The organism is Streptomyces pseudoechinosporeus, assembly GCF_054783935.1.
Genome location: NZ_BAAGPS010000023.1, coordinates 233,449 through 258,941, shown reverse-complemented (window position 1 = coordinate 258,941; position 25,493 = coordinate 233,449). Strand labels below are relative to the sequence as shown.

The window sequence follows — 25,493 nt, the reverse complement described above, 5'->3', positions numbered from 1 at the left end:
GGTGCTCATAAGGCGCACGCGGGGGTACCCGATCCGCCTCGTAGAATGCGTCTGACAATCTGCGGAGGATTCATGAGTGAGCACGCCGCCCAGGCCGCCGGCCCGAGGCCGGTCAGCACCCAGACCCGCCGGGACGCGGTGGTGGACGAACTGCGCAGGGCGATCATGGCCGGGGAGCTCAAGGCGGGCCGGCCCTTGCGTGAGGTTCACATCGCCCAGCAACTGGGTGTCAGCCGCCCCACCCTGCGGGAGGCCATCTACCAGCTCATTCACGAAGGGCTCTTGGAACAGCAGCCGTACCGCGGCGTCGTCGTCACAGCGATCGACGAGAAGTTCATCACCGACACGGCGGCCGTCCGGGTCGCCCTGGAGACCCTTGCCGCACGGGCACTGGCCGACGACCCGGACGGCACCCGGCGGGCCAAGCTGACGTCCGCTTGGCAGGAGTACCGCGACGCGCATACCGCTGGGGACGCCGCCCGCCTGCACCAGGCCCACATCGCCCTGCACCGCACCGTCTGGGATGCCTCCGACAACATCATGCTGAAGCGGATGTGGCCGACCGTGGAAGCGCAGATCAATCTCGCCATCACGGTCGACGAGAGCACCCGGTCCGACCCCGACCGGGCCCTGCACGTCCACGAACGGCTGATCGACGCCATTCTCGGCGGCGACCCGCAGACCATCGAGGCCGAGGTCGAACGCCACACCCGCGCGAGCGCCGACGAGCTGATCGAGATGATCGCGGAACGGAAGCGCAGCGGAGAGGGCCAAGAGGCCTGAGCAGATCCGCTACGAGGGCCGGGCGGAAGGTGGCGCTCCATCTCCCGCCCGGCCCCGGCCCTACGGTCAGTCCGCTCGCGATGCGACGCGTTCGAAGCCGACGCGGTGCAGTTCGCCGGTGCGGTCGGTGATCACGTACAGCTCGCCGGACCGGTCTTCGGCGAACGAGCTGACCTGGGTCGGGAACTGGCCGATCGTGGCGCTGCGGTAGGTGCCGTCATGGTTCTTGCGCACTCCCCATGCGGTTCCGGAACACCAGTCGGTCGTTACGTAGGTGCCGAAGACGAGGCGGGCGTGCCGCTGGCCGCGGTAGACGTGTCCGCCGATGACCGAGCAGCCGTCAACGCCGGTCTGGTAGTGGAATACCGGGTCGGTGTAGTCGGCGTCCGGGTCGCAGCGTTCGGCGTTGAACACGGCTGGTCCTTCCTTGCAGGACCAGCCGAAGTTGAGCCCGCCGCGCCCGGCCTTGGTGTGGTTGACCTCTTCGAACGCGCTCTGACCGACGTCGCCCACCCAGAGTGAGCCGTCGAGCTTGTCGAACGAGAACCGCCATGGGTTGCGCAGACCGTAGGCCCAGATCTCCGGCCGGGCCCCGGGCGTGTTGACGAACGGGTTGTTCTTCGGGACGCAGTAGGGGAGTTCGCCGCAGGAACGGCTCACGTCCAGGCGCAAGATCTTGCCGAGCAGCGTGCCGAGGTTCTGCCCGGTGGCCAACGGGTCCCCGCCGCCTCCGCCGTCGCCGAGGCCCCAGTACAGGTAGCCGTCAGGGCCGAACGCGAGCTGGCCGCCGTTGTGGTTGCCGAACTGGGAGTGGTCCTGGGTGAGCAGCACCTGCTCCCGCGCCGGGTCGCCGAGCGGGACCCGGGACAGCGTCAGCGCTCCGTCCGGCCGGCTGGTGTAGGCCACGTACACCTGCGAGGTCTTCTGGAAGTCGGGCGCCGGGACGATGCCGAGCAGACCGCGTTCGAAGCCGGTGCTGTTCACCCGGTTGCTGATGTCCAGCACCGGGTCGGCGGCGAGCCCGTCCTTCGGGTGAAAGGCCCGGACCGTGCCCGCTCTCTCTGCGATGAGCATCCGCCCGCTACGGTCGTTGGCCGCGACCATCGCGACCGGTTGCTCCAGTCCGGACGCCACGGGGGTGGTGGCCACCCTCAACTGGTCCAGAGGCACACCGTGACCAGAACCGTCCGGCTCTGCGGTCGCGGCCGGCGCAATCGTGGCGGACAGCAGAGCAGCCATCGTCAGCACGAGACCTATCCGTCTGAGTCTTGACATCCAAACTCCTCTGTATGGGGGGACCCGGCGCATGGGGTGGGCCACCGTGCAACTCTCCCTGCTGTAAGGGAAGTTCAACAAGGGAGGTGCGCGGTGACCTTGCCCCACCCTTACGGGAGGCGGCCCTCCCGGGTCGCCTTACCGCCGCACCTACTGAGCCGCCGCGCCCTTCGAAGAAACGCGGCCACGCACAGCAGCAGCGCCGCCGCTCCCGCGCTCGCCGCCGTCGCTGCGCGCAGGCCGGGTGGGCGGAAGGAGCAGTGGAGTTGGTGCTCGGAGGCTGTCGGCAGGGGGACCGCCAGCAGACCGAGGCGGCTCCGCGGGGCGCGCATCGGGCCGCCGTCGACCGCGCAGCGCCAGCCCGGTGTGCGAGCGGTGGCGATGACGGCCGTGCCCGTGGAACCGGGCGGGAGTGTGGCGCGTACGCTGTGGCCGCCCACCGTGACGTGGGTGGCGCCCCGGGCTCGTAGGTCCGCGATCGCCCGCCTGAGTTCGGCGGGGTCCAGGCAGGCCAGAGGTGAGCGCGGCAGTTCGGTGTCCTGGAAGACCGTGGCGATGGTGACCGTGACGCGGCCGTCCGCCGGGACGGTGCCGAGCGGCTTGGTGGCCACCGCCTTCTCGGGGCGCTCTCCCCACAGGCGTACGGACTTCCCGTCGGGGCCCGCGAGCATGGCGTCGGTCCAGGAGCCGTCGACGTAGAGACGGCTGCCGGGGCGACATCGGGCGGTGATCCGGTACGGGGCGCCCGCGGCGGTCAGCCGGTACGGATCTGACGCGCGCCGCGGGGCCGGGCCGTGCGCACCGGCGAAGGAGATCCGCGGCAGCTCGTACACCTGGTGTCCCAGTACCGCCTGCTGGTGGGCGAACACCGAGTAATCGGACGGTAGTTGGGGCGCCTCGCGTGGGTGGACGGTCACCAGTGGCGGCGCGGGGAAGCGTTCGACGCGTACGCGTCCCGGGCTGTCGGTGTGCCGGATGCGGGCGCCGACGGAGAAGATCGCGTCGGCGACCGGGTTGTCCTGGGGGATCAGATGGCGGCCGTGCATCGTCCAGGAGTAGCCGAGGCGCCGCAGCAGTCGGGCGGTCTGCTGCGGCACGTAGCTGCTGTAGTAGGCCGGGCCCTCGCTGCCCAGGAGCTGCGGGTCGTTGTTGACGATCTCGGGCGGGCCGGTGTCGGTGCGGTGAGCGGGCCAGTCGGCGACCCGGGTGACGGCCTCGCGTACGGCGTCGTGCCGGGCGCCCCAGGTGGGCTTGGGGGTGAAGAAGGCCAGCTTGTGGCGCTGTTGGTCGACGGCGACACCGCTGGCCGCGGACTCGGCGAGTACCAGCAGGGCGAGCGTGGCGGCGACCAGTTGGCCGCCGCGCTTATGGGCGAGCAGCACCAGCAGCCCGAGCGTGAGCCCTCCCGAGCCGAGGACCACGAGCCAGGTCAGGTGACTCACGCCGTTCTCGTTGCGTACGGACGCAGCGGCGAGGACACAGGTGACCGCACCGGCGGCGAGCAGCGGCCCCGGCCGTGGCCGGTGGGCGAGGCAGAGCCAAGCGACCGAGACCAGCAGACCGCTGAGCACGAACGTCGCGCGGTACGGACTGCCGTTGGGCAGGGAGAGGCCGTACCAGAGCCTGACCGTGGGCAGCGAGCAGAAGGAGGCGACGACGGCGGTCAGCGCCACGCACCACGCCACCCGCGTACGCACGGGGATGTGCCTGCTGAGCGGGAAGGCGAGCACCAGCAGTAGCGCGAGCATGCCCACGAAGAACCGGGGCAGACTGCCGAACCCCCGCTGTGCGGGCAGCAGTTGGAGCAGGTACTCCAAGGGCGGTGGACGGCTGTAGGGCAGCGCGGGAATCGGCTGGGCGCCCGCGGCGGCCAGGTACGAGGGCCAGATCACGGGCGCGGCGAGCGCCGTGCCGAGCGCGAAGGTGAGGGTCGTACGACCGAGGAACCGCAGCAGCCCCGCCCGGCTCCACTCGCGGGTGGCCAGCAGCACGGCACCGACGACGATGGTCCCGACGGCGGCCATCAACGCGGTGTAGAAGTTGCCGGCCCAGGCCAGGCCCACCATGGGCGCGGCCCACAGCCAGCCGCGCTCGCGCGTACAGCGGTCGAGCGCGAGCAGCATCAGCGGGAACGCCGTCAGGCCCCACAGCCACATCGGGTCGAACACGCCGTCGTTGAGCGTCCAGCCCGACAGTCCGTACGCGGCGCCGAGCAGGCCCGCCTGCCACCAGGGGCCGGGTTTCAGCCGCCGCAGCCACCACGCCATGACCGCCGCGCCGAGCCCGATGCTCAGGCACTCCCCCACGTAGACGCCGAGGTCGACCTGGCGCCGCGGGAAGGCCGCGACGAGCAGCGAGAGGGGGTTGCCGAGGAAGCTGACGAAGTCCGCCCAGTACGGCACTCCGAAGGCGCTGTTCCAGTTGAAGAAGAGGTCGCCGGACGAGGTGCCGTGCAGGAGGTCCCACAGGTGGGCGTGGAAGGGTACGAACTGGTTGCCGAGGTCGTTGACGGCACGCGAGCGGTCCCCGAAGGGATACGTCCCGCGCACCGCGCCCGAGAGGACGAAGGCGGCCATGGCGATCGCCGCGGCCAGGCCTGGTCCGGCGAGGCGGGTCTTCATGCCGGCACCAGGATGCGGCGGGCGATCAGGAAGGTGACGGGGATCGCGCCGACGGCGGCGATCAGCGGGGCGATCCGCGCGTCCATGCCGAGGCCGGAGACCAGCCCGTAGACCCCGGCCGTGGTGAGCAAGAGGTTCGCGGCGTTCGTCAGCGGGAACAGCACGAACTTCTGCCAGCTCGGGTTGGTGCGGTAGGTGAAGCGGACGTTCATGAAAAAGGAGCCGATCATGCTCAGCAGGGTCGCCAGGACATGCCCGACCAGATACGGCGTCCACAGGCACAGCAGCCGGTAAAAGGCGTAGTACGTCCCGGTGTTGACGGCCCCGACCAGCGCGAACCGCAGGAGCTGCCCCTTCACGAGGAGCGGGTCCCGAGCGCGGGCGGACGCGCGATGTCCGCGGGCGGGCGCTCGCTCACCAGATAGTGCGGGCGCTGCTTGCACTCGTGGTAGACCCGGCCGATGTACTCGCCGATGAGGCCGAGCAGCACCATCTGCATGCCGCCGAAGCCGGTGATCGCGACGAGCAGGGTGACGTAGCCGGGTGCGGTGACGCCGCCGATGAGCACGGCGCCGACCGTCCAGGCGGCGTAGCCGAGGGCCAGGGCGGAGAGCAGGAGCCCGAGGTGGATGGCCAGTCGCAGGGGGCGGCTGTTGAAGGAGACGAGGCCGTCCACCGCGTAGTTGAGGAGCTTGGGGTAGCTCCACTTGCTGTCGCCTCCGGCGCGTGGGGTGTCCTGGTAGTCGAAGAAGACGGTGCTGAAGCCGATCCACGAGAACAGGCCCTTGGAGAAGCGGTTGCGCTCGCCCAGCTCCAACAGGGCGTCCACGGCGCGGCGCGAGAGCAGGCGGAAGTCCCCGGCGCCGTCGACCAGTTCGACGTCCGCCCAGTGGTTGAGGAACCGGTAGTAGCCGCGGCTCAGCAGGGTCCGCAGCAGGCCGTCGTGGTCGCGGGAGCGGCGGGCGACGACCTGGTCGAAGCCTTCGCGCCGCAGGTCGAGCATCTTGCCGAGCAGGGCGGGCGGGTGCTGGAGGTCGGCGTCCATGATGGCGACGTGGTCCCCGGCGGCCTCGCGCAGGCCGGCGAGCAGTCCGGCCTCCTTGCCGAAGTTCCGCGACAGGGACAGATAGCGGACGCGAGGGTCACGGAAGGCGAACGCGCGCAGCAGGGACAGCGTGCCGTCGGTGGACCCGTCGTCGACGAACACCACCTCGTACGGCTCCTTCAGTTCGTCGAGCCGCGCGTGGAGTTCGTCGTTGAACGCCTCGAGCACCTGCTCCTCGTTGAAACAGGGCACTACGACGGACAACATCCCGCGCTCCTTCCCCTGGGCCCGGAGGCGGGGGGTGCCTCCGGGCCGGACGTTCGGTGGACGACGTCCGGTGGACGTCGGGGTCCTGTGCGGGGCGTCAGCTTTCGCGGAGCTTGATGTCCTGTTCGTGGCTCGCGCGCCGGTGCGGCAGGGGGAGGTTGAGAGGGCTGTCGTCGCTGCGGAGTTCCAGCACCGTGGCTTCGACATGGGCCGGGCCGGGCCGGAAGCGGCCCTGCGCCCGCCCGGTGTTCGTCCAGGTGTGCTTGGCTCCGTCGCAGATCGCGCGGGTGCCGCCGATGCCGTACCGCACGTGGCTGTTGTCCTCGGTGGCCAGCGACGAGCCCACGAACACCCGCCCTGAGCTGTCCGAGCAGCGGTAGGTGCCGGAGAGGGTGATGGTGCCGTCCGCCGCGATCCGGCCGGTCTTGTCGACGGTCACCGTGTCGGCGGCGGTGGTGGAGTCGGCGGGATCGGGACCGGCTGGTTTGTCGAGAGCGGTGGCTGACGGGGCGGCGAGCATCAGCAGTGCGGCACCGGCGGCCACGCCGACGATCTTTTGTAGGAACATCGGATTACCTCCTTGGTTGGGATTCCCAGAGGTACCCGGCGCTCGTCGCCGTGGCCGTGAACGTCACCCTTTGGTGGCGAGTCCGTACCGTCCGTCCCGGGGACGTCCGAGGCGTGTCCGTGTCTTGTCCGCGTGTTGTCACGCTTCACGGGCAGCGGTTCCGCCGAGTTCACAGCCGGGGGCATGGTCTATGTACGAGGCGGCGACCACGTCGCCCGAACCCGTCGCACGTGGAGGTACGCCATGTGTACTCACCGGAATTCCTGCCCGTCGTCCGACCGCGCCGACAGCTCCGGCCGCGACACCGCACACATCGTCGCCGCCCACCCCGAGCAGGGCTGGTACCTCCTCTGCGACGGCGCCATCACCTTCGACGACACCGGCGCCCTCCTGCCCGACGGCCGCGTCATCGCTCCTCACCGCGCACCGGCCGAGCACCTGAGCATTGCAGCCTGAGCGCTCCGCGGGGTGCCTCCGGCGGTTGGGCGGCTGCAGGTTGTGTGTGGCTGGTCGCGCCGTTCCCCGCGCCCCTTGGGTGGGTGGTGGGTGCGGGGCCGTGGGCCGGTGCGTCAGCCCGTCGCAGGCCGGGCATACCACCCTGGGCTGGTACACGGTCCTGGTTCTCCGAGACCGAACCTAAGCGACGGGCATACGACGCACCGGCCCACGGCCCCTCCCGCCGGTGGGCAAGTGACAGGTCCGTTGTGGCTGACGGCTCCAGGGACGCGCCCCTTTAGGGGCGCGGGGAACTGCGCGACCAGCCACGACGCACCCGCAGCTTCAAACCGCACCCAGCGGAGCGCTACCGCACCGGACTTCGGCAAGTCCGCTTCCCTATGGGAGGACCGCGACGCCGTCGAGTTCCACCAGGGCCTGGGTGTCCCAGAGGCGTACGACTCCGAGGACGGCCATGGCCGGGTAGTCGGGGCCTGCCAGCTTGCGCCAGATGCGGCCGAGTTCGGGGGCGTGGGTGCGGTAGTCGGCCACGTCCGTGGTGTAGACGGTGACGCGGGCGAGGTCGGTGGGGGTGCCTCCGGCGGCGCGCAGGGCGGTGAGGAGGTTCGTCAGGGCGCGTTCGAACTGGTCGGGGAGCGTGGCTCCGACGATCTTGCCCTCGGTGTCGAGGGCGGTCTGGCCGGCGAGGTAGACGACGCGGGAGCCGGTGGTGGTGACGGCGTGGGAGAAGCCGGTGGGCGGGGAGAGGTCGGGCGGGTTGATGCGCTCGGTGGTCATGAACGGTCCCCCTCCGCGTACGGCCCTCTGCCTGCCAGTCCCCCGCCGTCCAGCTCCCTGTCACCCAACTCCCGGTACAACTCCTTCGCGATGACCGCCCGTTGGACCTCACTCGCGCCCTCGTAGATCCGCGGGGCGCGTACCTCGCGGTAGAGGTGTTCGAGGAGATGGCCGCGGCGCAGGGCGCGGGCGCCGTGCAGTTGGACTGCCGCGTCGACCACGTACTGCGCGGTCTCGGTGGCGAGGAGCTTCGCCATCGCGGCGCGTTTGGGGACGTCGGGGGCGCCTTCGTCGTACGCCGCTGCCGCCGCGTAGACCATCAGGCGAGCCGCCTCCGTCCGCTGGGCCATCTCGGCGACCTGGTGGGCCACGGTCTGCAGGTCGCTCAGCTTGCCGCCGAACGCGTCGCGTCCCGCGGTGTGCGTGAGAGTGGCGTCCAGCGCGGCCTGTGCCATCCCGACCGCGAAGGCGCCGACGCTCGGGCGGAACAGGTTGAGGGTGTTCATCGCGACGCGGAAGCCACGGTCGGGTTCACCTAGGATGTCGCCCGCGTTCACCGGTACGGCGTCGAAGGTAAGGGTGCCGATGGGGTGCGGGGAGAGCATGTCGAGGGGGGTGCCGGTGAGTCCGGGGCGGTCGGCGGGGACGAGGAAGGCGGTCACCCCGCGGGCGCCGGCGTCGGGCGTGGTGCGGGCGAAGACGGTGTAGAAGTCGGCTTCGGGCGCGTTGGAGATCCAGCACTTCTCTCCGGTAAGGCGCCAGCGGGCCGGGCCGTCGGGCTCGGCCTGCGGCGCGGCGTCCCGTTCCGCCCGGAGGCTCAGCGCCGCCGCGTCCGAGCCCGCGCCCGGCTCGCTCAGGGCGAAGGCCGCCACCGCCGTGCCCTCGCTGACGCGTGGCAGCCAGCGGTCGCGTTGGGCCGGGGTTCCGTACGCGTGGACCGGATGTGCGCCCAGGCCCTGGAGCGCCAGGGCTGTTTCCGCTTCCGTGCAGGTGTACGCGAGAGACTCGCGCATCAGGCACAGGTCGAGGGCGCCGGAGGTGAACAGGCGCTTCAGAAGGCCGAGTTGGGCCAGTTCCGCGAGGAGCGGGCGGTTGACGTGGCCCGGTTCGCCCTTCTCGGCCAGGGGGCGCAGGACGTCGGCGGCGACGGCCCGTAGCTTCGTGCACCAGGCGGTCTGTTCCGGATCGAGCGAGAATGCGGTCACTGCCGGTCCCCTCTCCCCTGTCGGGCCACACTCTGAGGCTATCGCGGGCCGTTGACTGTCGTCATCAACACGATACGCTCGATGCGCGAGCCCACCACGACACAGGGGGCGAACCGCCATGGAACCCACGCACTCCAGGGAAGCCATCGACACCGGGCGGCCGACGACCTCGGCCCACATCGACACCTTCGCCCGCGACCACCTGCCACCCCCCGACCAGTGGCCAGAGCTCCGCTTCGACCTCCCAGAGCTCCATTACCCCGAACGGCTGAACTGCGCCGCCGAGCTCCTCGACCACGCCGACCCGGACCGTCCCGTCTTCCGTACGCCGTCCGGCGACCTATGGACGTACGGCGATCTCCGCACCCGTGTCGACCGGATCGCGCACGTGCTGACCGGTGACCTCGGCGTGGTGCCCGGCAACCGCGTCCTGCTGCGCGGGCCCACCACGCCCTGGCTGGCCGCGTGCTGGCTGGCCGTCCTGAAGGCGGGCGCGGTCGCCGTCACCGTGCTCGCCCAGCAGCGCCCCCACGAGCTGGCCACCATGTGCGAGATCGCGCAGGTCGGGCACGCGCTGTGCGACATCCGGTCCGTGGACGACCTCGCGAAGGCGGAGATCCCCGGGCTGCGGATCACGACGTACGGCGGCGACACTCCCGACGACCTCCTGAACCGAATAGACCGCCGGGTGAGCCCCGGAACCCCCGACGAGCCGTACCCCGCCGTGGACACCGCCGCCGACGACGTCGCCCTCATCGCGTTCACGTCCGGTACCACCGGCCGCCCCAAGGGCTGTATGCACTTCCACCGCGACGTCCTGGCGATAGCGGACACCTTCTCGCAGCACATCCTGCGACCGCACGCCGACGACGTCTTCGCCGGCAGTCCCCCGCTCGGCTTCACCTTCGGGCTCGGCGGCCTGGTGATCTTCCCGATGCGCGCGGGTGCCAGCGCGCTGCTGCTCGAACAGGCGGGCCCCAAGCAGTTGTTGCCCGCGATCGCCGAACACCGCGTGTCCGTGCTGTTCACCGCGCCGACCGCGTACCGCGCGATGCTGGACGAGCTGGACGCGTACGACATCTCCTCGCTCAGGCGCTGTGTGTCCGCGGGCGAGAACCTGCCCGCCGCCACCTGGCAGTCCTGGCACGAGCGCACCGGCCTGCGCACCATCAACGGCATAGGCGCCACCGAACTGCTGCACATCTTCATCTCCGCGGCCGACGAGCGAATACGCCCGGGAACGACGGGAGTTCCCGTACCGGGGTGGCACGCGCGCGTGCAGGACGAGAACGGCGAACCCGTGCCCGACGGCGAGCCCGGACTGCTCGCCGTGCGCGGACCGGTCGGCTGCCGCTATCTCGCCGACCCACGGCAGTCGGAGTACGTACGCGACGGCTGGAACATCACCGGCGACACGTATATCCGGGACGCCGACGGCTACTTCCGGTACGTCGCGCGCGCGGACGACATGATCATTTCTGCCGGGTACAACATCGCGGGCCCGGAGGTCGAGGACGCGCTCCTGCGTCACCCGGACGTGGTGGAGACGGCGGTCGTCGGACTGCCCGACGAGACACGCGGCCAGGTCGTGGTGGCGTACGCGGTGCTGCGGGCCGGCGCGCGCCGGGACCCCGAGGCGCTGCGTTCCTTCGTCAAGTCCGAGCTGGCGCCGTACAAATGCCCGCGCGAGATCGTCTTCCTGGACGCGCTGCCGCGTACGGCGACGGGGAAGCTTCAGCGCTTCCGATTGCGTACGGGCGTCAACCCGGGCCATACGCGATCCAGCTCCGCGGGCACGGAAAGCGATCTCCAGTCCACGCAAGGTGATCTCGCATGACGCCGACGACCTAGAATGATCAACGTGTCCGAGCAGCACGCCCCCCGGTCCCTCATCGTCACCTTCTACGGCGCGTACGGCCGCTTCGCCCCCGGTCCCGTACCGGTCGCCGAGCTGATCCGGCTGCTGGCCGCGGTCGGCGTGGACGCGCCCTCCGTACGGTCGTCCGTGTCCCGGCTCAAACGCCGCGGGCTGCTGCTGTCGGCGCGTACGGCGACGGGTGCGGCCGGGTACGAACTGTCGCCGGACGCACGGCAGTTGCTCGACGACGGCGACCGGCGGGTCTACGCGGCGACGCCCCCTGAGGACGACGGCTGGGTACTCGCGGTGTTCTCCGTTCCGGAGTCCGAGCGACAGAAGCGGCATGTGCTGCGCTCCCGGCTCGCGGGCCTCGGCTTCGGAACGGCCGCCCCCGGGGTGTGGCTCGCGCCGGCCCGCCTCTACGAAGAGACGCGTCATACGTTGGAACGGCTGCGTCTCGACGCGTATGTGGAGCTCTTCCGCGGTGAGCATCTGGGCTTCACGGCGACGGCCGAGGCGGTCGCGCGCTGGTGGGACCTGGTCGCGATCGCCAAGCAGCACGAGGAGTTTCTTGACCGCCACGCGCGCGTGCTGCACGACTGGGAGGCACGGCCGGACACTCCGCCGGAGGCGGCGTACCGCGACTATCTGCTCGCCCTGGACTCCTGGCGCCACCTCCCGTACGCCGACCCCGGACTGCCGCCCGCGCTGCTGCCGCGGGACTGGCCGGGGGCCCGCTCGGTGGCGGTCTTCCGTGCGTTGCACGAGCGGCTGCGGGACGCGGGCGCCGTCTTTGCGGGGGTACCGGCAGAGGCGTCCGAAATCTGAACGAAACCTAAGGCGGCGTGAGTTGCATCACATTTGACTCAGCTCGGGCAACGCCCAGACCGCTCCTAGCCTCTTCTCATAATCCTTACCTAGGCTTGCGACGCATGAGTCTGATGCGCAATCTCAACCGGGCGCTCACCGCCACCACCGGCCTCCAGGTGCACAAGGCCCCTGTCGCCCCCGCCGTGCCCAAGCAGCCGAAGGCCGCGCCGGCGAAATCCGCCAAGCGGCCCACGCCGGTGTACCGCCGCCCCGCGGCCGAGGACCTGACGACGGATCGACTGCTGCGGCAGCCCGTCTTCATCATGTCGCCCGTGCGCTCCGGCTCGACCCTCCTGCGGATGCTCCTGAACGCGCACTCGCGGCTGCACTCCCCGCACGAGACGCACATCCGCCGCCTTGAGGTCGACTACGGCAGCAAGCTGTCGCAGCGCGCCATGAGCGCCCTCGATCTGGAGCGCGGCGACCTGGAACATCTGCTGTGGGACCGGGTGCTCCACCGTGAACTGGTCAAATCCGGCAAGGACTTCCTGGTCGAGAAGACGCCGAGCAACGCCTTCGTCTACCAGCGCATCCAGGACTGCTGGCCCGACGCCCGCTTCGTCTTCCTGCTCCGCCACCCGGTGTCCATCGCCCGGTCCTGGCACGAGGGCGACCCAGAAAAGCGCACCTACGACGAGGCAGCGGCCGACGCGCTGCGCTACATGAAGGCTGTCGAGAAGGCCCGGGGTGGCATCACCGGCGGCCACACCGTGCGCTACGAGGACATCACCGCCGACCCCGAGAAGGAAATGCGCAGCCTGTGCGAGTTCCTCGAGATCGACTTCGAGCCGTCGATGCTCGACTACGGCAAGAAGGACGACTCGCAGGTGGTCAAGGGCCTCGGCGACTGGCGCGACAAGATCAAGTCCGGTCAGGTGCAGGCCGGACGTGCGCTGCCGAAGGACGACGAGATCCCCGAGCTGCTGCGCCCCATGTGTACGGCCTGGGGTTATGCGTCATGAGACCGCACGCCGAGGTAGAAGAGGTCTGGCCGCGCGACGGACGTATCCGCCTCGTGGGCCGCATCCACGGCCGGGCCATCCAGAGCGCCGACGGCTGGCGGCTGCTGCTCGTGCTGCGCGGGACCGACCGGCGACTGCGCTACGACGCGCGCGTGAAGGGTGACCGCTTCGAGAGCGAGCTGCCCATCGCCGACCTCGCCGGCCGTGACGTGAACGGCACCGCCGGGGTTGAGGAGTGGGACATCCATCTCACCGACGGCGAGGCGGAGTTGCGCGTCGGGCGGCATCTCGACGACATCCGAGACAAGAAGAAGATCATGGTGTTCCCGGAGCAGCGGGTCAGCGGCCTCAGTGTCCGTCCGTACTACACGGTGAAGGACAACCTGTCGCTGGAATGCCGTGCGGAAGAGGCGATATGACAGTCCGGAATCAGGCGCCTCGACTTACGGCGCATGAGGCCCCAAAGCGGCCGAAGGTCCGCTATTTGCTCTTGCACGCATACGGCCGCGGCGGCACGATCCGCACCGTGATGAACCAGGCCAACTCCCTTGTACGGGCGGGCTGGGACGTCGAGCTGGTGAGTGCGTTGCGCCGCCGCGAGGACGTCCAGTTCCCGCTCGATCCGCGGGTGACGGTCTCCGCGGTCGTCGATCTGCGCGAGGGCGAGTACACCCCGCCGTCCGGTGTCGCGGGCCGCTGGCACGACTGGCGCCGGGGCAGGCTGCTCGAGCAGCCGGGGAAGCACATCCCCGCGGGCGAGTTCGGCTACCGGTACTTCAACCGGTATGTCGAGGAGCAGCTCATCACGTACCTGTCCACGCTGCGGGACGGCGTCCTGGTGACCACACGGCCCGCGCTCAACTTCCTGGCTGCCGAGCATGCGACGGGCGGCGTGATCCGTGTCGCGCAGGAGCACATGAACCACGGCACGCACAAGCGTGATGTGCAAAAGCGCATCCGGGAGACCTATGCGCGCTTCGACGCGGTCGCCGTCCTGACCGAGCGGGACCGCCAGGAGTACGAGCAACTGCTGCCCGGCACCAGGGTCGTACGCATCCCCAACGCCGTGCACTCGCTCGACCAGGTCTCCTCCGACCATCACGCGAAGATCGCCGTGGCGGCCGGGCGGCTCTTCCCGCAGAAGGGCTTCGACATGCTCGTCCAGGCATGGTCGAAGCTCGTCGAGACGTACCCCGAATGGCAGTTGAGGATCTACGGCAGCGGCGAGAAGAAGGCCGAGCTGCGGGCCCTCATCGAGGAGCACCACCTCTACAACCATGTGTTCCTGATGGGCCACACCGACCGGCTGGACGACGAACTCGCCAAGGCCTCGTTCTACGTGCTCAGTTCACGCTTCGAGGGCCTGCCCATGGTGATGATCGAGGCGATGAGCCACGCGCTGCCCGTGGTGAGCTTCGACTGCCCGACCGGGCCCTCCGATGTGCTCACGCACGGAGTGGACGGGCTGCTGGTTCCGCCGGAGGACCCGGACGCGCTCGCCCAGGCCATGGGCAAGCTGATGGCCGACGAGTCGCTGCGTTCGGAAATGGGCGTCGCGGCCGTGCTGACGGCCGCCTCGTACGGGCCGGACGCCGTACACCCGCGCTGGGAAGCCCTGTTCACCGAACTCCACGAACAACGGCTCGGCACCGCCGGCGCCGCGAAAGGACAGCACGTATGACCCACACGGCAAGGGCTCAGGGAGCCACGATCTGGCTCACCGGGCTGCCGAGCGCGGGCAAGACCACGATCGCCCGCATTCTCGCCGGCCGGCTGCGCTCCGAGAACCACCGCGTGGAGGTGCTCGACGGTGACGAGATCCGCCGCTTCCTCTCCGCGGGCCTCGGCTTCTCCCGCGAGGACCGCAACACCAACGTGCAGCGCATCGGCCTGGTCGCCGAAGTCCTCGCACGCAACGGCGTACTGGCGGTGGTGCCGGTCATCGCGCCGTACGCCGACAGCCGCGAGGCCGTGCGCAAACGGCACGAGGCGAGCGGAACGCCGTACATCGAGGTGCATGTCGCCACTCCGGTCGAGGTGTGCGCAGAGCGCGACGTCAAGGGGCTGTACGCCCGTCAGGCCGCGGGCCAGCTGACCGGGCTCACCGGCGTCGACGACCCGTACGAGCCGCCACTGGACCCGGCCATCGCACTGAAGACGCAGGGGCAGACGCCCGAGGAGTCGGCGGACGCGGTGTACGCGGTGCTGGCGGAGAGGGGGCTCGTGTGACCGCCGTGAGCGCCGAGCGTGCCTACACGCTCTCCCATCTGGACGCTCTGGAGTCCGAGGGTGTGCACATCTTCCGTGAGGTGGCGGGTGAGTTCGAGCGGCCGGTGATCCTGTTCTCCGGCGGCAAGGACTCCATCGTCATGCTGCACCTGGCGCTGAAGGCGTTCGCCCCGGCGGCGGTTCCCTTCTCGCTGCTGCACGTGGACACCGGGCACAACTTCCCGGAGGTCCTCGCCTACCGGGACCGGGTGGTGGCCGAGCACGGGCTGCGGCTGCACGTGGCCTCCGTGCAGGACTACATCGACGCCGGCAAGCTGCGGGAGCGGCCGGACGGCACCCGCAATCCGCTGCAGACCGTGCCGCTCACCGAGAAGATCCAGAGCGAGCGGTTCGACGCGGTGTTCGGCGGCGGGCGCCGGGACGAGGAGAAGGCCCGCGCCAAGGAGCGCGTCTTCTCGCTGCGGGACGAGTTCTCGCAGTGGGACCCGCGCCGCCAGCGGCCCGAGCTGTGGAACCTGTACAACGGCCGGCACGCGCCCGGCGAGCACGTCCGGGTCTTCCCGCTGTCCAACTGGACCGAGCTGGACGTGTGGCAGTACATCGCCCGCGAGAAGATCGAGCTCCCGCAGATCTACTTCGCGCACCAGCGTGAGGTCTTCCAGCGCAGCGGCATGTGGCTCACCGCCGGTGACTGGGGCGGGCCCCGCGAGGACGAGAAGGTCGAGAAGCGGCAGGTCCGCTACCGCACGGTGGGCGACATGTCGTGTACGGGCGCCGTGGATTCGGACGCGGTGACCCTGAAGGACGTCATCGCCGAGATCGCCGCCTCCCGGCTCACCGAGCGGGGCGCGACCCGTGCGGACGACAAGCTGTCCGAGGCCGCGATGGAAGACCGTAAACGCGAGGGGTACTTCTAACCGTGACCAGCACCATCAGTCCCACCATCGATACTCTGCGGTTCGCGACCGCCGGGTCCGTCGACGACGGCAAGTCCACCCTGGTGGGCCGCCTGCTGCACGACTCCAAGTCGGTCCTCACCGACCAGTTGGAGGCGGTGGAGCGCGTCTCGCAGAGCCGGGGCCAGCAGGCGCCCGACCTGGCCCTTCTCACCGACGGCCTGCGCGCCGAGCGCGAGCAGGGCATCACGATCGACGTGGCGTACCGCTACTTCGCCACCGCCCGGCGCCGGTTCATCCTCGCCGACACCCCCGGCCACGTGCAGTACACGCGCAATATGGTCACCGGTGCCTCCACCGCCGAGCTGGCGATCATCCTGGTCGACGCGCGCAACGGCGTCGTCGAGCAGACACGACGCCATGCCGCCGTCGCGGCTCTCCTCCGCGTCCCGCACATCGTCCTCGCCGTCAACAAGATGGATCTCGTCGGCTACGAGGAAAAGGAGTTCGACCGGATCGTCGCGGACTTCGCGGGCCACGCCGCCGAGTTGGACCTGCCCGGTTTCACACCGATCCCGGTCTCCGCCCTCGTCGGCGACAACGTGGTGGACCGTTCGACGCGCATGGGCTGGTACGCGGGTCCGGCGCTCCTGGAGCACCTGGAGACGGTGCCGGTGGGCAGCGACGTGGCGCGCGAACCGGCCCGGTTCCCCGTCCAGTACGTGATCCGGCACGACGAAGTCCGTTACTACGCAGGTCAGTTGGCGTCCGGCTCGCTGCGCGTCGGCGACCGTGTGACCGTGCATCCCTCCGGCGAGACGTCCACGATCACGGGCCTCGACGTGCTCGGTGAGGACGCGGCCGTCGCGTACGCCCCGCAGTCGCTGACCGTGCGCCTGGCCGACCAGCGCGATGTCTCGCGGGGCGACATGCTCACGGCCGGTGCGGATGCGCCCGCGCTGACGCAGGATGTCTCGGCGAACGTGTGCCATCTGGCCGACCGTCCGTTGCGGGTCGGGGATCGGGTGCTGGTCCGGCACACGACGCGGACGGTGAAGGCGATCGTGAAGGACCTGGCGGGGGCGTCCGAGCTGACGGCGAACGATCTGGGTCACATCAGGCTGCGGACGGCGGAGCCGCTGGCGCTGGACGACTATGCGGCTTCCCGGCGCACGGGGGCGTTTCTGTTGGTCGATCCGGCGGATGGGGCGACGTTGACGGCGGGGATGGCGGAGGTCAACTCCCCAGTGTGAGTCGCGGCTTGGGCGCATCCGTGCGGCCCGTCTGGGGGCGTCGGCTGCCCGCCCGGTACGGCGCGGGCCAGACGACGCCCGGGCCGGCATACCCCTGCTCGGCCGCCGCGTGCAGCGTCCAGTGCGGGTCGTACAGGTGGGGACGGGCGAGGGCGCACAGGTCTGTACGGCCCGCCAGGATCAGGGAGTTGACGTCGTCCCAGGAGGAGATGGCGCCCACCGCGATCACCGGGATCCCCGTCTCGTTGCGGATCCGGTCGGCGTACGGGGTCTGGTAGGAGCGGCCGTACTCCGGCTGTTCCTCCGCGACCACCTGGCCCGTCGAGACGTCGATCGCGTCGGCGCCGTGTGCGGCGAAGGCGCGGGCGATGGTGACGGCGTCGTCCGCCGTGGTGCCGCCGTCGGCCCAGTCCGTGGCGGAGATGCGTACGGTCATCGGGCGCTCCTCGGGCCATACGGCGCGCACGGCGTCGAAGACCTCCAGCGGGAAGCGCAAACGGTTCTCCAGAGGTCCGCCGTAGGCGTCCGTGCGGCGGTTGATCAGCGGGGAGAGGAAGCCGGAGAGCAAGTAGCCGTGGGCGCAGTGGAGTTCGAGGAGGTCGAAGCCGCACTGGGCGGCCCGTCGGGCGGCTGAGGTGAACTGCTCGCGTACATCGGCCATTTGAGCCTGGGTCAGCTCACGCGGCGTCTGGTTCTCCGGCTTGTACGGAAGCGGGGACGCGGCCACGAGCGGCCAGTTGCCCTCCTCCAGTGGTTCGTCGATGCCCTCCCACATCAGCTTGGTGGAGCCCTTGCGGCCGGAGTGGCCGAGCTGTACGCCGATCGCCGCACCCGGTGCCTGTGCGTGCACGAAGTCGGTGATCCGCCGCCAGGAATCGGCCTGTTGGGAGGTGTAGAGGCCGGCGCAGCCCGGCGTGATTCGCCCCTCCGCACTCACGCACACCATCTCCGTCATCACCAGACCGGCGCCGCCGAGCGCCCGCGCGCCCAGGTGGACGAGGTGGAAGTCGCCGGGTACGCCGTCCACGGCCGAGTACATGTCCATCGGTGAGACCACGACCCGGTTGCGCAGGGTCAGGCCACGCAGCCGGAACGGTGTGAACATCGGCGGCGTACCGGGCGGGCAGCCGAACTCGCGCTCCACGCTCTCGGTGAAGCGGGCGTCGCGCAGCCGGAGGTTGTCGTGCGTGACGCGGCGGCTGCGGGTGAGCAGGTTGAAGGCGAACTGCCGGGCGGGCTGGTCGAGATAGAGCCCCAGGTTCTCGAACCACTCCAGGCTGGCGCGCGCCGCCCGCTGCGTGGAGGCGACGACGGGTCGCCGTTCCTCCTCGTATGCGGTCAACGCGTCGTCCAGCGAAGGCTGTTCCTCCAGGCAGGCGGCGAGGGCGAGCGCGTCCTCGACGGCGAGCTTCGTACCGGAGCCGATGGAGAAGTGCGCGGTGTGCGCGGCGTCGCCGAGCAGGACCACGTTCTGGTGGGACCAGCGTTCGTTGACGACGGTCCGGAACGCCGTCCACGCCGACTTGTTGGATCTGAGCGCCCGTCCGCCGAGCGCGTCCGCGAAGATCTTGGCGCACCGTTCGACGGACTCCTCGATGTCCGCCTCCGCGAACCCGGCCGCCTCCCACACCTCCTCGCGCATCTCCACGATCACGGTGGAGGCGTCGGCCGCATAGGGGTATCCGTGCAGCTGCATCACCCCGTGCTCGGTCTCCGCGATCTCGAAGCGGAACGCCTCGAACGGGAAGTCGGCGGCGAGCCAGATGTAGCGGCAGCGGTGGGTGGTGATCCGCGGTCGGAACACGCGCGCGTACGTCTCGCGCGTTGCGCTGTGCACCCCGTCCGCCGCGATGACGAGGTCGTACGCCTCGGAAAGCCGGGCCGCGTCGGGCGCCGGGGTACGGAAGCGCAACTCGACGCCGAGCGCATGGCACCGCTCGTGCAGGATCTCCAGCAGCCTGCGCCGCCCGAGCGCCGCAAAGCCGTGACCACCGGAGGTGTGGCGCATCCCCCGGTGCACGATGTCGATGTCGTCCCACCGCACGAACTCGTCCCGCAACGCCTCGTACACGACGGGATCGGCATGCTCGATCCCCCCGAGGGTCTCGTCGGAGAGCACGACCCCGAACCCGAAGGTGTCATCGGGGGCGTTGCGCTCCCAGACGGTGATCTCGCGGGAGGGGTCGAGGCGCTTGAGGAGGGCGGCGGCGTAGAGCCCACCGGGGCCACCGCCGATCACCGCCACCCGCATCGCGCTCACGGTCACCGCCCCCGCCACTTCGGCGGCCGTTTCTCCGTGAAGGCCGCGTGGAACTCGGCGTAGTCCTCGCCGTTCATCAGGAGGGCCTGGGTCGAGGCGTCCAGCTCCACCGAGGCGGACAGGGGCATGTCCAGTTCGGCGGTGAGGAGGGCCTTCGTCTGGGCGTGGGCGAGGGCCGGGCCCTGGGCGAGGCGGTGGGCCAGGGCCTGGGCGGCCTCGTCGACGTGGCCTTCCTCCGTCAGCTCGCTGATGAGGCCGATCCGCTCGGCTTCGGGTGCGCGTACCGGCTCGCCCAGCATCAGCAGGCGGGTCGCGTGGCCGAGACCGACGACGCGGGGCAGCAGATAGGCGGCGCCCATGTCGCCGCCGGACAGGCCGACGCGGGTGAAGAGGAAGGCGAAGCGGGCGCTCGGGTCGGCCACCCGGAAGTCCGCGGCCAGGGCGAGGACCGCGCCCGCGCCGGCCGCGACGCCGTGCACCGCCGCGATCACGGGGAAGGGGCATTCGCGTACGGCCCGGACGACCTGGCCGGTCATGCGGTTGAAGTCGAGCAGCTGGGACGTGTCCATCGACAGCGTGGCCCCGATGATCTCGTCGACGTCACCGCCGGAGCAGAAGCCGCGGCCCTCGCCGGCCAGCACAAGGGCGCGTACGGACTTCTCGCGGGACAGCTCGGCGAGCAGGTCGCGCAGATCGGCGTAGGCGCCGAAGGTGAGGGCGTTCAGCTTCTCGGGGCGGGCCAGGGTGACGGTGGCGACCCCGTCGACGTACTCGCAGCGCAGATGCTGCCAGTCGGGCGTGCGGGTCGCGGAGCCGGTGAAGGGACTCATGAGGTGCGGCCTCCTCGGACGGGGGCGGCGGTCCACGCTGCTAGCGCTACCCATGAATCTATCACCCATCTTTGACTGTCGTCAGGAGTGCGCGATAAGGCCGTACAGCAATATGCGAGCTTCGCCACATGAACCGACGTGAAGTTCGATACGTGAGTTTTGATACGCCACAAGACGAGCCCTCGACACAACAGTCACGGAGTCACGGGTGCGCGACAGCGCCGTAACAGCGGGAGTTCCGGCGCGAGCCGGACCGTTGACCCGGGTACAGCCCGTAAGCAGACCGAACATCCAGAAAGGCACCGGTCGGGCGTTACCACCCGGTACCGCAGTATCATTCATATTGTTGAAAGCAGGACTTCCTGCTCCATGAACGGACCCGCCTTGCACGAGCCCTCAGCCCCAGCTTCCTGGCGCGTCGCGCTGCCGCACTCCGCAGCCGCCGTGCCCGTCGCCCGCGCACTGGTCCGTACCGCCCTGGCCGAGATCGAGCACCCCGCCGACAGCGACACGGCCGAGCTGCTCACCGCCGAACTGGTGGCCAACGCCGTGGAGCACACCAAGGGTGACGCACCCATAGAGCTGGTCGTGGAGCTGTTGCCGACCGGCTGCCAGGTCGAGGTGCACGACCCCGACCCGGACCCGCCGGGCAGTCTCACCCGCCCCGGCCCGGACGACCCGGACCCCTGGCAGGAGCACGGGCGCGGCCTGCTGCTGATCCGCGCCCTCAGCTCGTCCTGCGGACACCGGCCCACGGAGTCCGGCAAGGCCGTCTGGTTCAGGCTGCCGGTGGTGCCGCAGCAGCGCAGACCCAGCGAGTAACGACGTAGGGCTCAGGCGAGCGTCGCCACGAGGACCGCCTTGATCGTGTGCAGCCGGTTCTCCGCCTCGTCGAAGACGACCGAGTGCGCCGACTCGAAGACCTCGTCGGTGACCTCGAGGGAGTCCAGGCCATGCCGCTCGTGGATCTCGCGCCCGACCTTCGTGCCCAGGTCGTGGAAGGCGGGCAGACAGTGCAGGAACTTGACGTCCGCGTTGCCGGTGGCACGCAGAACGTCCATCGTCACCGCATACGGACCGAGGGCGGCGATCCGCTCGTCCCAGACCTCTTTGGGCTCACCCATGGAGACCCAGACATCGGTGGCGATGAAGTCGACGTCCGCGACGCCCTCGGCGACGGTCTCGGTGAAGGTGATACGGGCGCCGCTGGTCTCGCTGATCCTGAGGGCCTCGGCGATGACCTCCTTGGCGGGCCAGTAGGCCTGCGGGGCCACGATGCGGACGTCCATCCCGAGGAGCGCGCCCGTGATCAGGTAGGAGTTGCCCATGTTGAAGCGGGCGTCGCCCAGGTACGCGAAGGCGATCTCGTCCAGCGGCCGGTCCGTGTGCTCGGTCATCGTGAGCACGTCGGCGAGCATCTGCGTGGGATGCCAGGCGTCGGTGAGGCCGTTGTAGACGGGCACGCCCGCGTACGCGGCCAGCTCCTCGACGTTCGCCTGACTGTCCCCGCGGTACTGGATCGCGTCGTACATCCGCCCGAGCACCCGCGCGGTGTCCTTCACGGACTCCTTGTGCCCTATCTGTGAGCCGGACGGATCGAGATACGTGGTCGACACCCCCTGGTCCGCGGCCGCCACCTCGAACGCGCAGCGGGTGCGCGTCGAGGTCTTCTCGAAGATCAGCGCGAGGTTCTTCCCGCGCAGGTACTGGGTCTCGGTCCCGGCCTTCTTGGCGGCCTTCAGCTCGGCGGCAAGCTCGATCAGACCGCGGAACTCCTCCCCCGTGAAGTCCAGCTCCTTCACGAAGTGGCGGCCGGCGAGGGCGGTCGGGACTGTCGCCATGGGGGCGCTCCAGAGGATGCGGGGACACGGACGCATGGAAGTCTATACGAACACTCGCAATTCTATGCGACCTCTTCTCCTATGAGGCCTCCCCGTTAAACGGCATCCCGTACGACCGGACAGCTCATACACCGCGGCCCACCCCGCCCCCTCCCCAGCTCGCTCCCCGGGATCTCGATCACTTCGATGCCCTGCTTGCGCAGATGGGTGTTCGTCGTCGAGTTCCGCTCGTAGGCGACCACGACGCCCGGCTCGACCGCGAGGACGTTGCAGCCGTCGTCCCACTGTTCGCGCTCGGCCGCGTGCACGTCCTGCGTGGCGGTCAGCACGCGGATCTCGCTCAGCCCGAGGGCCGCGGCGATCGCGCGGTGCATGTGCTCCGGCGGGTGGTCGGTGACCTTGAGCTCCTTGTCGCCCACGCCCGGTTCGATGGTGTACGAGCGGAGCATGCCGAGTCCCGCGTACTGCGTGAAGATGTCGCCGTCGACCATCGTCATCACCGTGTCGAGGTGCATCAGGGCCCGTCTCTTGGGCATGTCGAGCGCCACGATCGTGGTCGCCGAACCGGCGGCGAACAGCTTGTGCGCGAGCATCTCCACGGCCTGCGGTGTCGTCCGCTCGCTCATGCCGATGAGCACGGCGCCGTTGCCGATCACGAGCACGTCGCCGCCCTCGATGGTGGAGGGATAGTCCGCCTGACCCTCCGACCAGATGTTGAAGGTCTCCTTCCGGAACAGCGGGTGATGCCGGTAGATCGCCTCGAAGTGCACGGTCTCGCGCTGGCGGGCGGGCCAGCGCATGGCGTTGATGGAGACCCCGTCGTATATCCAGGCGGAGGTGTCCCGGGTGAACAGATGGTTGGGCAGCGGGCGGAGCAGGAAGTCGTCGAGCTCCATGACGTGGAAGCGCACGGACGTGGGCTCCGCGTGCGCGTCCAGGAACTCCCGCTTGGTCATGCCGCCGACCAGGGCCTCGGCCAGCTCGCCCGCCGGCATGGCGTCGAAGGCCTCCCGGATGTGGTCCGTGGCGAGCGGCCCGTACTCCTTCTCGTCGAAGACCCGGTCCAGTACGAGCTCCCGGGCGGCCGGGATCCCCAGCGCATCGGTGAGCAGGTCGCCGAAAAGATGGACGGTGACCCCACGGTCACGCAGCACATCCGCGAACCCGTCGTGCTCCGCTCGCGCCCGGCGCACCCACAGCACGTCGTCGAAGAGCAGGGCGTCCTTGTTACTGGGGGTGAGCCTTTTGAGCTCAAGATCAGGCCGGTGCAGGATGACGCGGCGGAGCCGCCCGGCCTCGGAGTCGACTTGGAATCCCATGCCTCCATCTTTGACCATCCGGACACGTGTTCATCCATCGGTCGGCCGAGGTGACGGGGACGAGATTGCGGTGGGCGGGCCAGTCCGGGTTCTCGTCCCCGCCGCCCCATGCTCACTCCACGAGCTCGAGAACCCGGACGTCCCACGGCCCCAGCGAGATCTCCTCACCGGCGGCGAGCGACGTGTCCGTCAGTACGTCCCGTACCGGCACCGGTACGGCGAACGACTGCGGGGTCCACGACCAGTTGTGCAGGAAGCGGACCCGGCGCCCGTCGCGCGAGAGGGCGGACGTCGAGGTGACGCCGGGAGCGGACGGGTGCCAGGGGTTCGCCGGGGCGGCCCAGCGGAAGAGGGCCGCGCCGAGGACGGGGTCCGGGACGGTGCCGACGTACGTGATGCGGCCGGCGCCGTGGCGGTGGGTGGTGAGGGCGGGCCAGCGGCCGAAGTGCGGGTGGTCGTAGGCAGCCAGCGTCTCGGCGCCCCGGAGCTGGAGGCCGTCCGCCCAGTGGAGCGCACGGGCCTCGGCCGGCAGCGGGAGCGAGTCCGTGCCATGCACGGTCAGCGGGGCGTCCAGGTTGCTGAACTCGTCGTACATGACCCCGGCGGCCTTCGCGAGACGCGCGGGCTGCACATCGGTGCGGGCGCGGGCCTCATGGTCGGCGTACGCCGTGCGCGGGCCGATCACCAGATGGCCGCCCTGCTCGGCGTATGCGACGAGCCGGTCCAGCGTCGCGTCGTCGGCCGCGTAAAAGGCGGGCACGACGAGCAGCGGCGGCAGCTCGGCGTCCGCCAGTTGCCCCGGGTGCAGGATGCGGATCTGCACGCCCGCGTCGAAGGCGCCGCGGTAGAAGGCGTCGAAGACGGTCTGGTACGAGCGGGAGTCCGGCCCTCCGTCGGGAGCGGCCAGGGACGGCTGGGCCTGGAGGGCCCATTTGCTGGGACCCGAGTAGAGGAAGGCGGCCTCTGCGTCCGGGGTGAGCGAGGCCACCAGGTCACCCGCCGTCTCCAACTCAGCGCCCAGCTCGGCCAGTTCACGGTAGACGCGGCCGGGGCGGCCGTTGTGCGGCAGGACACCGCCCCAGTAGGTCTCGGCGCCGAAGTGCAGGGTGTGCCAGTGCCAGTACTCGATCATCGAGGCACCCCGGGAGATCAACGCCCAGGCGGACTGCCGCCATTGACCGTCGTACGCCGGGCGGTTCTGCCAGGGGAAGCCGATCGCCTGCGCGTTGGTCTCCGTCACCAGGAAGGGCTCCTGGCGCGAGGAGTACATGCGGTCGGCGCTCCGGTACAGCGCCCACGTCCCACTCGTCGTCCAACCCTGCGTCGCCTGCCCGGAGTCGGGGTGGGCGAGCCCGTCCTGCATCGCGTAGTAGGGATTGCCCGCGGCGATGTCGAGCCGCCGCGTCAGCTGGTCGTCCTCGACGCCCGGTCGCTCGTACGAGATGCAGGTGGTGACGAACTGGCCGGGGCGGGCGTACTCGCGCACGATGTCCGCCTGCCAGCCGATGAACTCGGTGGTCAGCCGGGCCTGGAAACGGCGCCAGGCCAGGTCGTACTGCGGCTGTGCGTTGTTGTCGGGGGTCCACAGGTCCGCCCAGGTGGACAGCCGGTGCGACCAGTACACGAGCCCCCACTCGCGGTTCAGGGTCTCCACATCGCCGTACTGGGCGCGCAGTTCGTCGGTGAAGCGCTGGAACACGCCGTGGTTGTGAAGGAGTTCGTTGCCCGGCTCGTTGTCGACCTGGAAACCGATGACCGCCGGGTGGGAGGCGTAGCGTCCGACGATCTTCCGGATGATCCGCTCGGCGTGGAAGCGGAACGCCGGGTGCGTGAAGTCGACCTCCTGGCGGGCACCCCAGCCGATGCGCTGCCCGGTCTTCCGCTCCCCCGCGATCTCCGGGTACTGGCGGGCGAGCCACGGCGGCACGGCGTACGTCGGGGTCCCGAGGACCACGGAGATACCGCGCTCGTGCGCGCCGTCCAGGACGGGCTGGAGCCAGTCGAGGTCGAAGCGGCCGTTTTCCGGCTCCCAGGTCGACCACACGGACTCACCGACCCGGATGACCGTGAAACGGGCCTCCACCATCTGGTCGAGGTCGTCCTTGAGCCGCTCGTACGGCTGGTACTCGTGGTAATAGGCGGCGCCGAACAGGACCCGGCCGGGCAGCTGGAACATGC

23 protein-coding genes are annotated in these 25,493 nt (G+C 70.1%); 11 read left to right on the top strand and 12 right to left on the bottom strand.

The features are described 5' to 3' along the window. Positions 1 to 72 precede the first annotated feature (72 nt). A complete protein-coding gene (locus tag ACYVO6_RS24630; protein WP_461064570.1) occupies positions 73 to 783 on the top strand; it encodes a GntR family transcriptional regulator in 711 nt (236 codons plus the stop codon). 66 nt (positions 784 to 849) lie between these two features. Here ACYVO6_RS24630 and ACYVO6_RS24625 read toward each other — a convergent pair whose 3' ends face one another. The 5 genes from ACYVO6_RS24625 to ACYVO6_RS24605 form a co-directional block, all read right to left on the bottom strand. Next, complete coding sequence (locus ACYVO6_RS24625) at positions 850 to 2,058, bottom strand: PQQ-dependent sugar dehydrogenase (RefSeq protein WP_461064568.1); 1,209 nt, start codon at positions 2,056 to 2,058, stop codon at positions 850 to 852. Between the two features lie 110 nt (positions 2,059 to 2,168). After that, positions 2,169 to 4,679, bottom strand: coding sequence for a YfhO family protein (locus tag ACYVO6_RS24620; RefSeq protein WP_461064566.1), 2,511 nt, complete (start codon positions 4,677 to 4,679; stop codon positions 2,169 to 2,171). Then, positions 4,676 to 5,038, bottom strand: a complete 363-nt coding sequence (locus tag ACYVO6_RS24615) for a GtrA family protein (protein WP_461064564.1) — start codon at positions 5,036 to 5,038, stop codon at positions 4,676 to 4,678. The genes ACYVO6_RS24620 and ACYVO6_RS24615 overlap by 4 nt, the downstream gene beginning before the upstream one ends. After that, positions 5,035 to 5,991 carry a glycosyltransferase family 2 protein gene (locus ACYVO6_RS24610; protein WP_461064562.1) on the bottom strand — a complete coding sequence of 319 codons (957 nt, stop codon included), beginning with the start codon at positions 5,989 to 5,991 and terminating at the stop codon, positions 5,035 to 5,037. The genes ACYVO6_RS24615 and ACYVO6_RS24610 overlap by 4 nt, the downstream gene beginning before the upstream one ends. Positions 5,992 to 6,088: 97 nt before the next feature. Continuing rightward, a complete protein-coding gene (locus tag ACYVO6_RS24605; protein ID WP_461064560.1) occupies positions 6,089 to 6,559 on the bottom strand; it encodes a DUF6299 family protein in 471 nt (156 codons plus the stop codon). Positions 6,560 to 6,802: 243 nt separating this feature from the next. Here ACYVO6_RS24605 and ACYVO6_RS24600 point away from each other — a divergent pair, with 243 nt between their 5' ends. After that, positions 6,803 to 7,015: a DUF5999 family protein gene (locus ACYVO6_RS24600; protein ID WP_461064558.1), complete on the top strand. Its 213-nt coding sequence runs from the start codon at positions 6,803 to 6,805 to the stop codon at positions 7,013 to 7,015. Positions 7,016 to 7,393: 378 nt separating this feature from the next. Here ACYVO6_RS24600 and ACYVO6_RS24595 read toward each other — a convergent pair whose 3' ends face one another. Continuing rightward, on the bottom strand, positions 7,394 to 7,792 hold the full coding sequence (locus ACYVO6_RS24595) for a RidA family protein (RefSeq protein ID WP_461064556.1): 399 nt from the start codon (positions 7,790 to 7,792) through the stop codon (positions 7,394 to 7,396). Continuing rightward, on the bottom strand, positions 7,789 to 8,997 hold the full coding sequence (locus ACYVO6_RS24590; RefSeq protein ID WP_461064554.1) for an acyl-CoA dehydrogenase family protein: 1,209 nt from the start codon (positions 8,995 to 8,997) through the stop codon (positions 7,789 to 7,791). The genes ACYVO6_RS24595 and ACYVO6_RS24590 overlap by 4 nt, the downstream gene beginning before the upstream one ends. 118 nt (positions 8,998 to 9,115) lie before the next feature. Between ACYVO6_RS24590 and ACYVO6_RS24585 the strand changes: the two genes are divergently transcribed. The 8 genes from ACYVO6_RS24585 (at position 9,116) to ACYVO6_RS24550 (ending at position 17,065) form a co-directional block, all read left to right on the top strand. Next, positions 9,116 to 10,834, top strand: coding sequence for an AMP-binding protein (locus ACYVO6_RS24585; protein ID WP_461064552.1), 1,719 nt, complete (start codon positions 9,116 to 9,118; stop codon positions 10,832 to 10,834). Positions 10,835 to 10,849: 15 nt separating this feature from the next. After that, on the top strand, positions 10,850 to 11,683 hold the full coding sequence (locus tag ACYVO6_RS24580) for a PaaX family transcriptional regulator (RefSeq protein WP_461064550.1): 834 nt from the start codon (positions 10,850 to 10,852) through the stop codon (positions 11,681 to 11,683). A 104-nt stretch (positions 11,684 to 11,787) separates the two neighbouring features. Beyond that, the gene (locus ACYVO6_RS24575; protein WP_461064548.1) at positions 11,788 to 12,687 is read left to right on the top strand and encodes a sulfotransferase family protein; all 900 of its coding nucleotides are present in this window, start codon (positions 11,788 to 11,790) and stop codon (positions 12,685 to 12,687) included. Next, positions 12,684 to 13,106: a hypothetical protein gene (locus ACYVO6_RS24570; protein ID WP_461064546.1), complete on the top strand. Its 423-nt coding sequence runs from the start codon at positions 12,684 to 12,686 to the stop codon at positions 13,104 to 13,106. The genes ACYVO6_RS24575 and ACYVO6_RS24570 overlap by 4 nt, the downstream gene beginning before the upstream one ends. A 65-nt stretch (positions 13,107 to 13,171) precedes the next feature. Then, entirely contained in the window at positions 13,172 to 14,368 is a 1,197-nt protein-coding gene (locus tag ACYVO6_RS24565) for a glycosyltransferase family 4 protein (protein ID WP_461064544.1), read from the top strand. Further along, complete coding sequence (cysC, locus tag ACYVO6_RS24560; protein WP_461064542.1) at positions 14,365 to 14,916, top strand: adenylyl-sulfate kinase; 552 nt, start codon at positions 14,365 to 14,367, stop codon at positions 14,914 to 14,916. The genes ACYVO6_RS24565 and cysC overlap by 4 nt, the downstream gene beginning before the upstream one ends. Beyond that, positions 14,913 to 15,833, top strand: coding sequence for a sulfate adenylyltransferase subunit CysD (gene cysD, locus ACYVO6_RS24555; protein WP_461064540.1), 921 nt, complete (start codon positions 14,913 to 14,915; stop codon positions 15,831 to 15,833). Before cysC ends, cysD begins: the two co-directional genes overlap by 4 nt. 2 nt (positions 15,834 to 15,835) lie before the next feature. Further along, the gene (locus ACYVO6_RS24550; protein WP_461064538.1) at positions 15,836 to 17,065 is read left to right on the top strand and encodes a sulfate adenylyltransferase subunit 1; all 1,230 of its coding nucleotides are present in this window, start codon (positions 15,836 to 15,838) and stop codon (positions 17,063 to 17,065) included. Here the strand turns inward: ACYVO6_RS24550 and ACYVO6_RS24545 are convergent. After that, positions 17,049 to 19,316, bottom strand: coding sequence for a bifunctional salicylyl-CoA 5-hydroxylase/oxidoreductase (locus tag ACYVO6_RS24545; protein WP_461064876.1), 2,268 nt, complete (start codon positions 19,314 to 19,316; stop codon positions 17,049 to 17,051). The genes ACYVO6_RS24550 and ACYVO6_RS24545 overlap by 17 nt on opposite strands. 11 nt (positions 19,317 to 19,327) lie before the next feature. After that, the gene (locus tag ACYVO6_RS24540) at positions 19,328 to 20,155 is read right to left on the bottom strand and encodes an enoyl-CoA hydratase family protein (RefSeq protein WP_461064536.1); all 828 of its coding nucleotides are present in this window, start codon (positions 20,153 to 20,155) and stop codon (positions 19,328 to 19,330) included. 369 nt (positions 20,156 to 20,524) lie between these two features. On the opposite strand from ACYVO6_RS24540, the gene ACYVO6_RS24535 reads away from it, so the two are divergent. Further along, positions 20,525 to 20,977, top strand: coding sequence for an ATP-binding protein (locus ACYVO6_RS24535; RefSeq protein ID WP_461064534.1), 453 nt, complete (start codon positions 20,525 to 20,527; stop codon positions 20,975 to 20,977). Between the two features lie 11 nt (positions 20,978 to 20,988). Here ACYVO6_RS24535 and argF read toward each other — a convergent pair whose 3' ends face one another. The 3 genes from argF to ACYVO6_RS24520 all read right to left on the bottom strand — a co-directional run bounded on the left by argF (position 20,989) and on the right by ACYVO6_RS24520 (position 25,491). Beyond that, positions 20,989 to 21,996, bottom strand: a complete 1,008-nt coding sequence (gene argF, locus ACYVO6_RS24530; RefSeq protein ID WP_461064532.1) for an ornithine carbamoyltransferase — start codon at positions 21,994 to 21,996, stop codon at positions 20,989 to 20,991. 95 nt (positions 21,997 to 22,091) lie between these two features. Beyond that, positions 22,092 to 23,315: an arginine deiminase gene (locus ACYVO6_RS24525; protein ID WP_461064530.1), complete on the bottom strand. Its 1,224-nt coding sequence runs from the start codon at positions 23,313 to 23,315 to the stop codon at positions 22,092 to 22,094. 112 nt (positions 23,316 to 23,427) lie between these two features. Continuing rightward, the gene (locus tag ACYVO6_RS24520; protein ID WP_461064528.1) at positions 23,428 to 25,491 is read right to left on the bottom strand and encodes a beta-galactosidase; all 2,064 of its coding nucleotides are present in this window, start codon (positions 25,489 to 25,491) and stop codon (positions 23,428 to 23,430) included. Positions 25,492 to 25,493 lie beyond the last annotated feature (2 nt).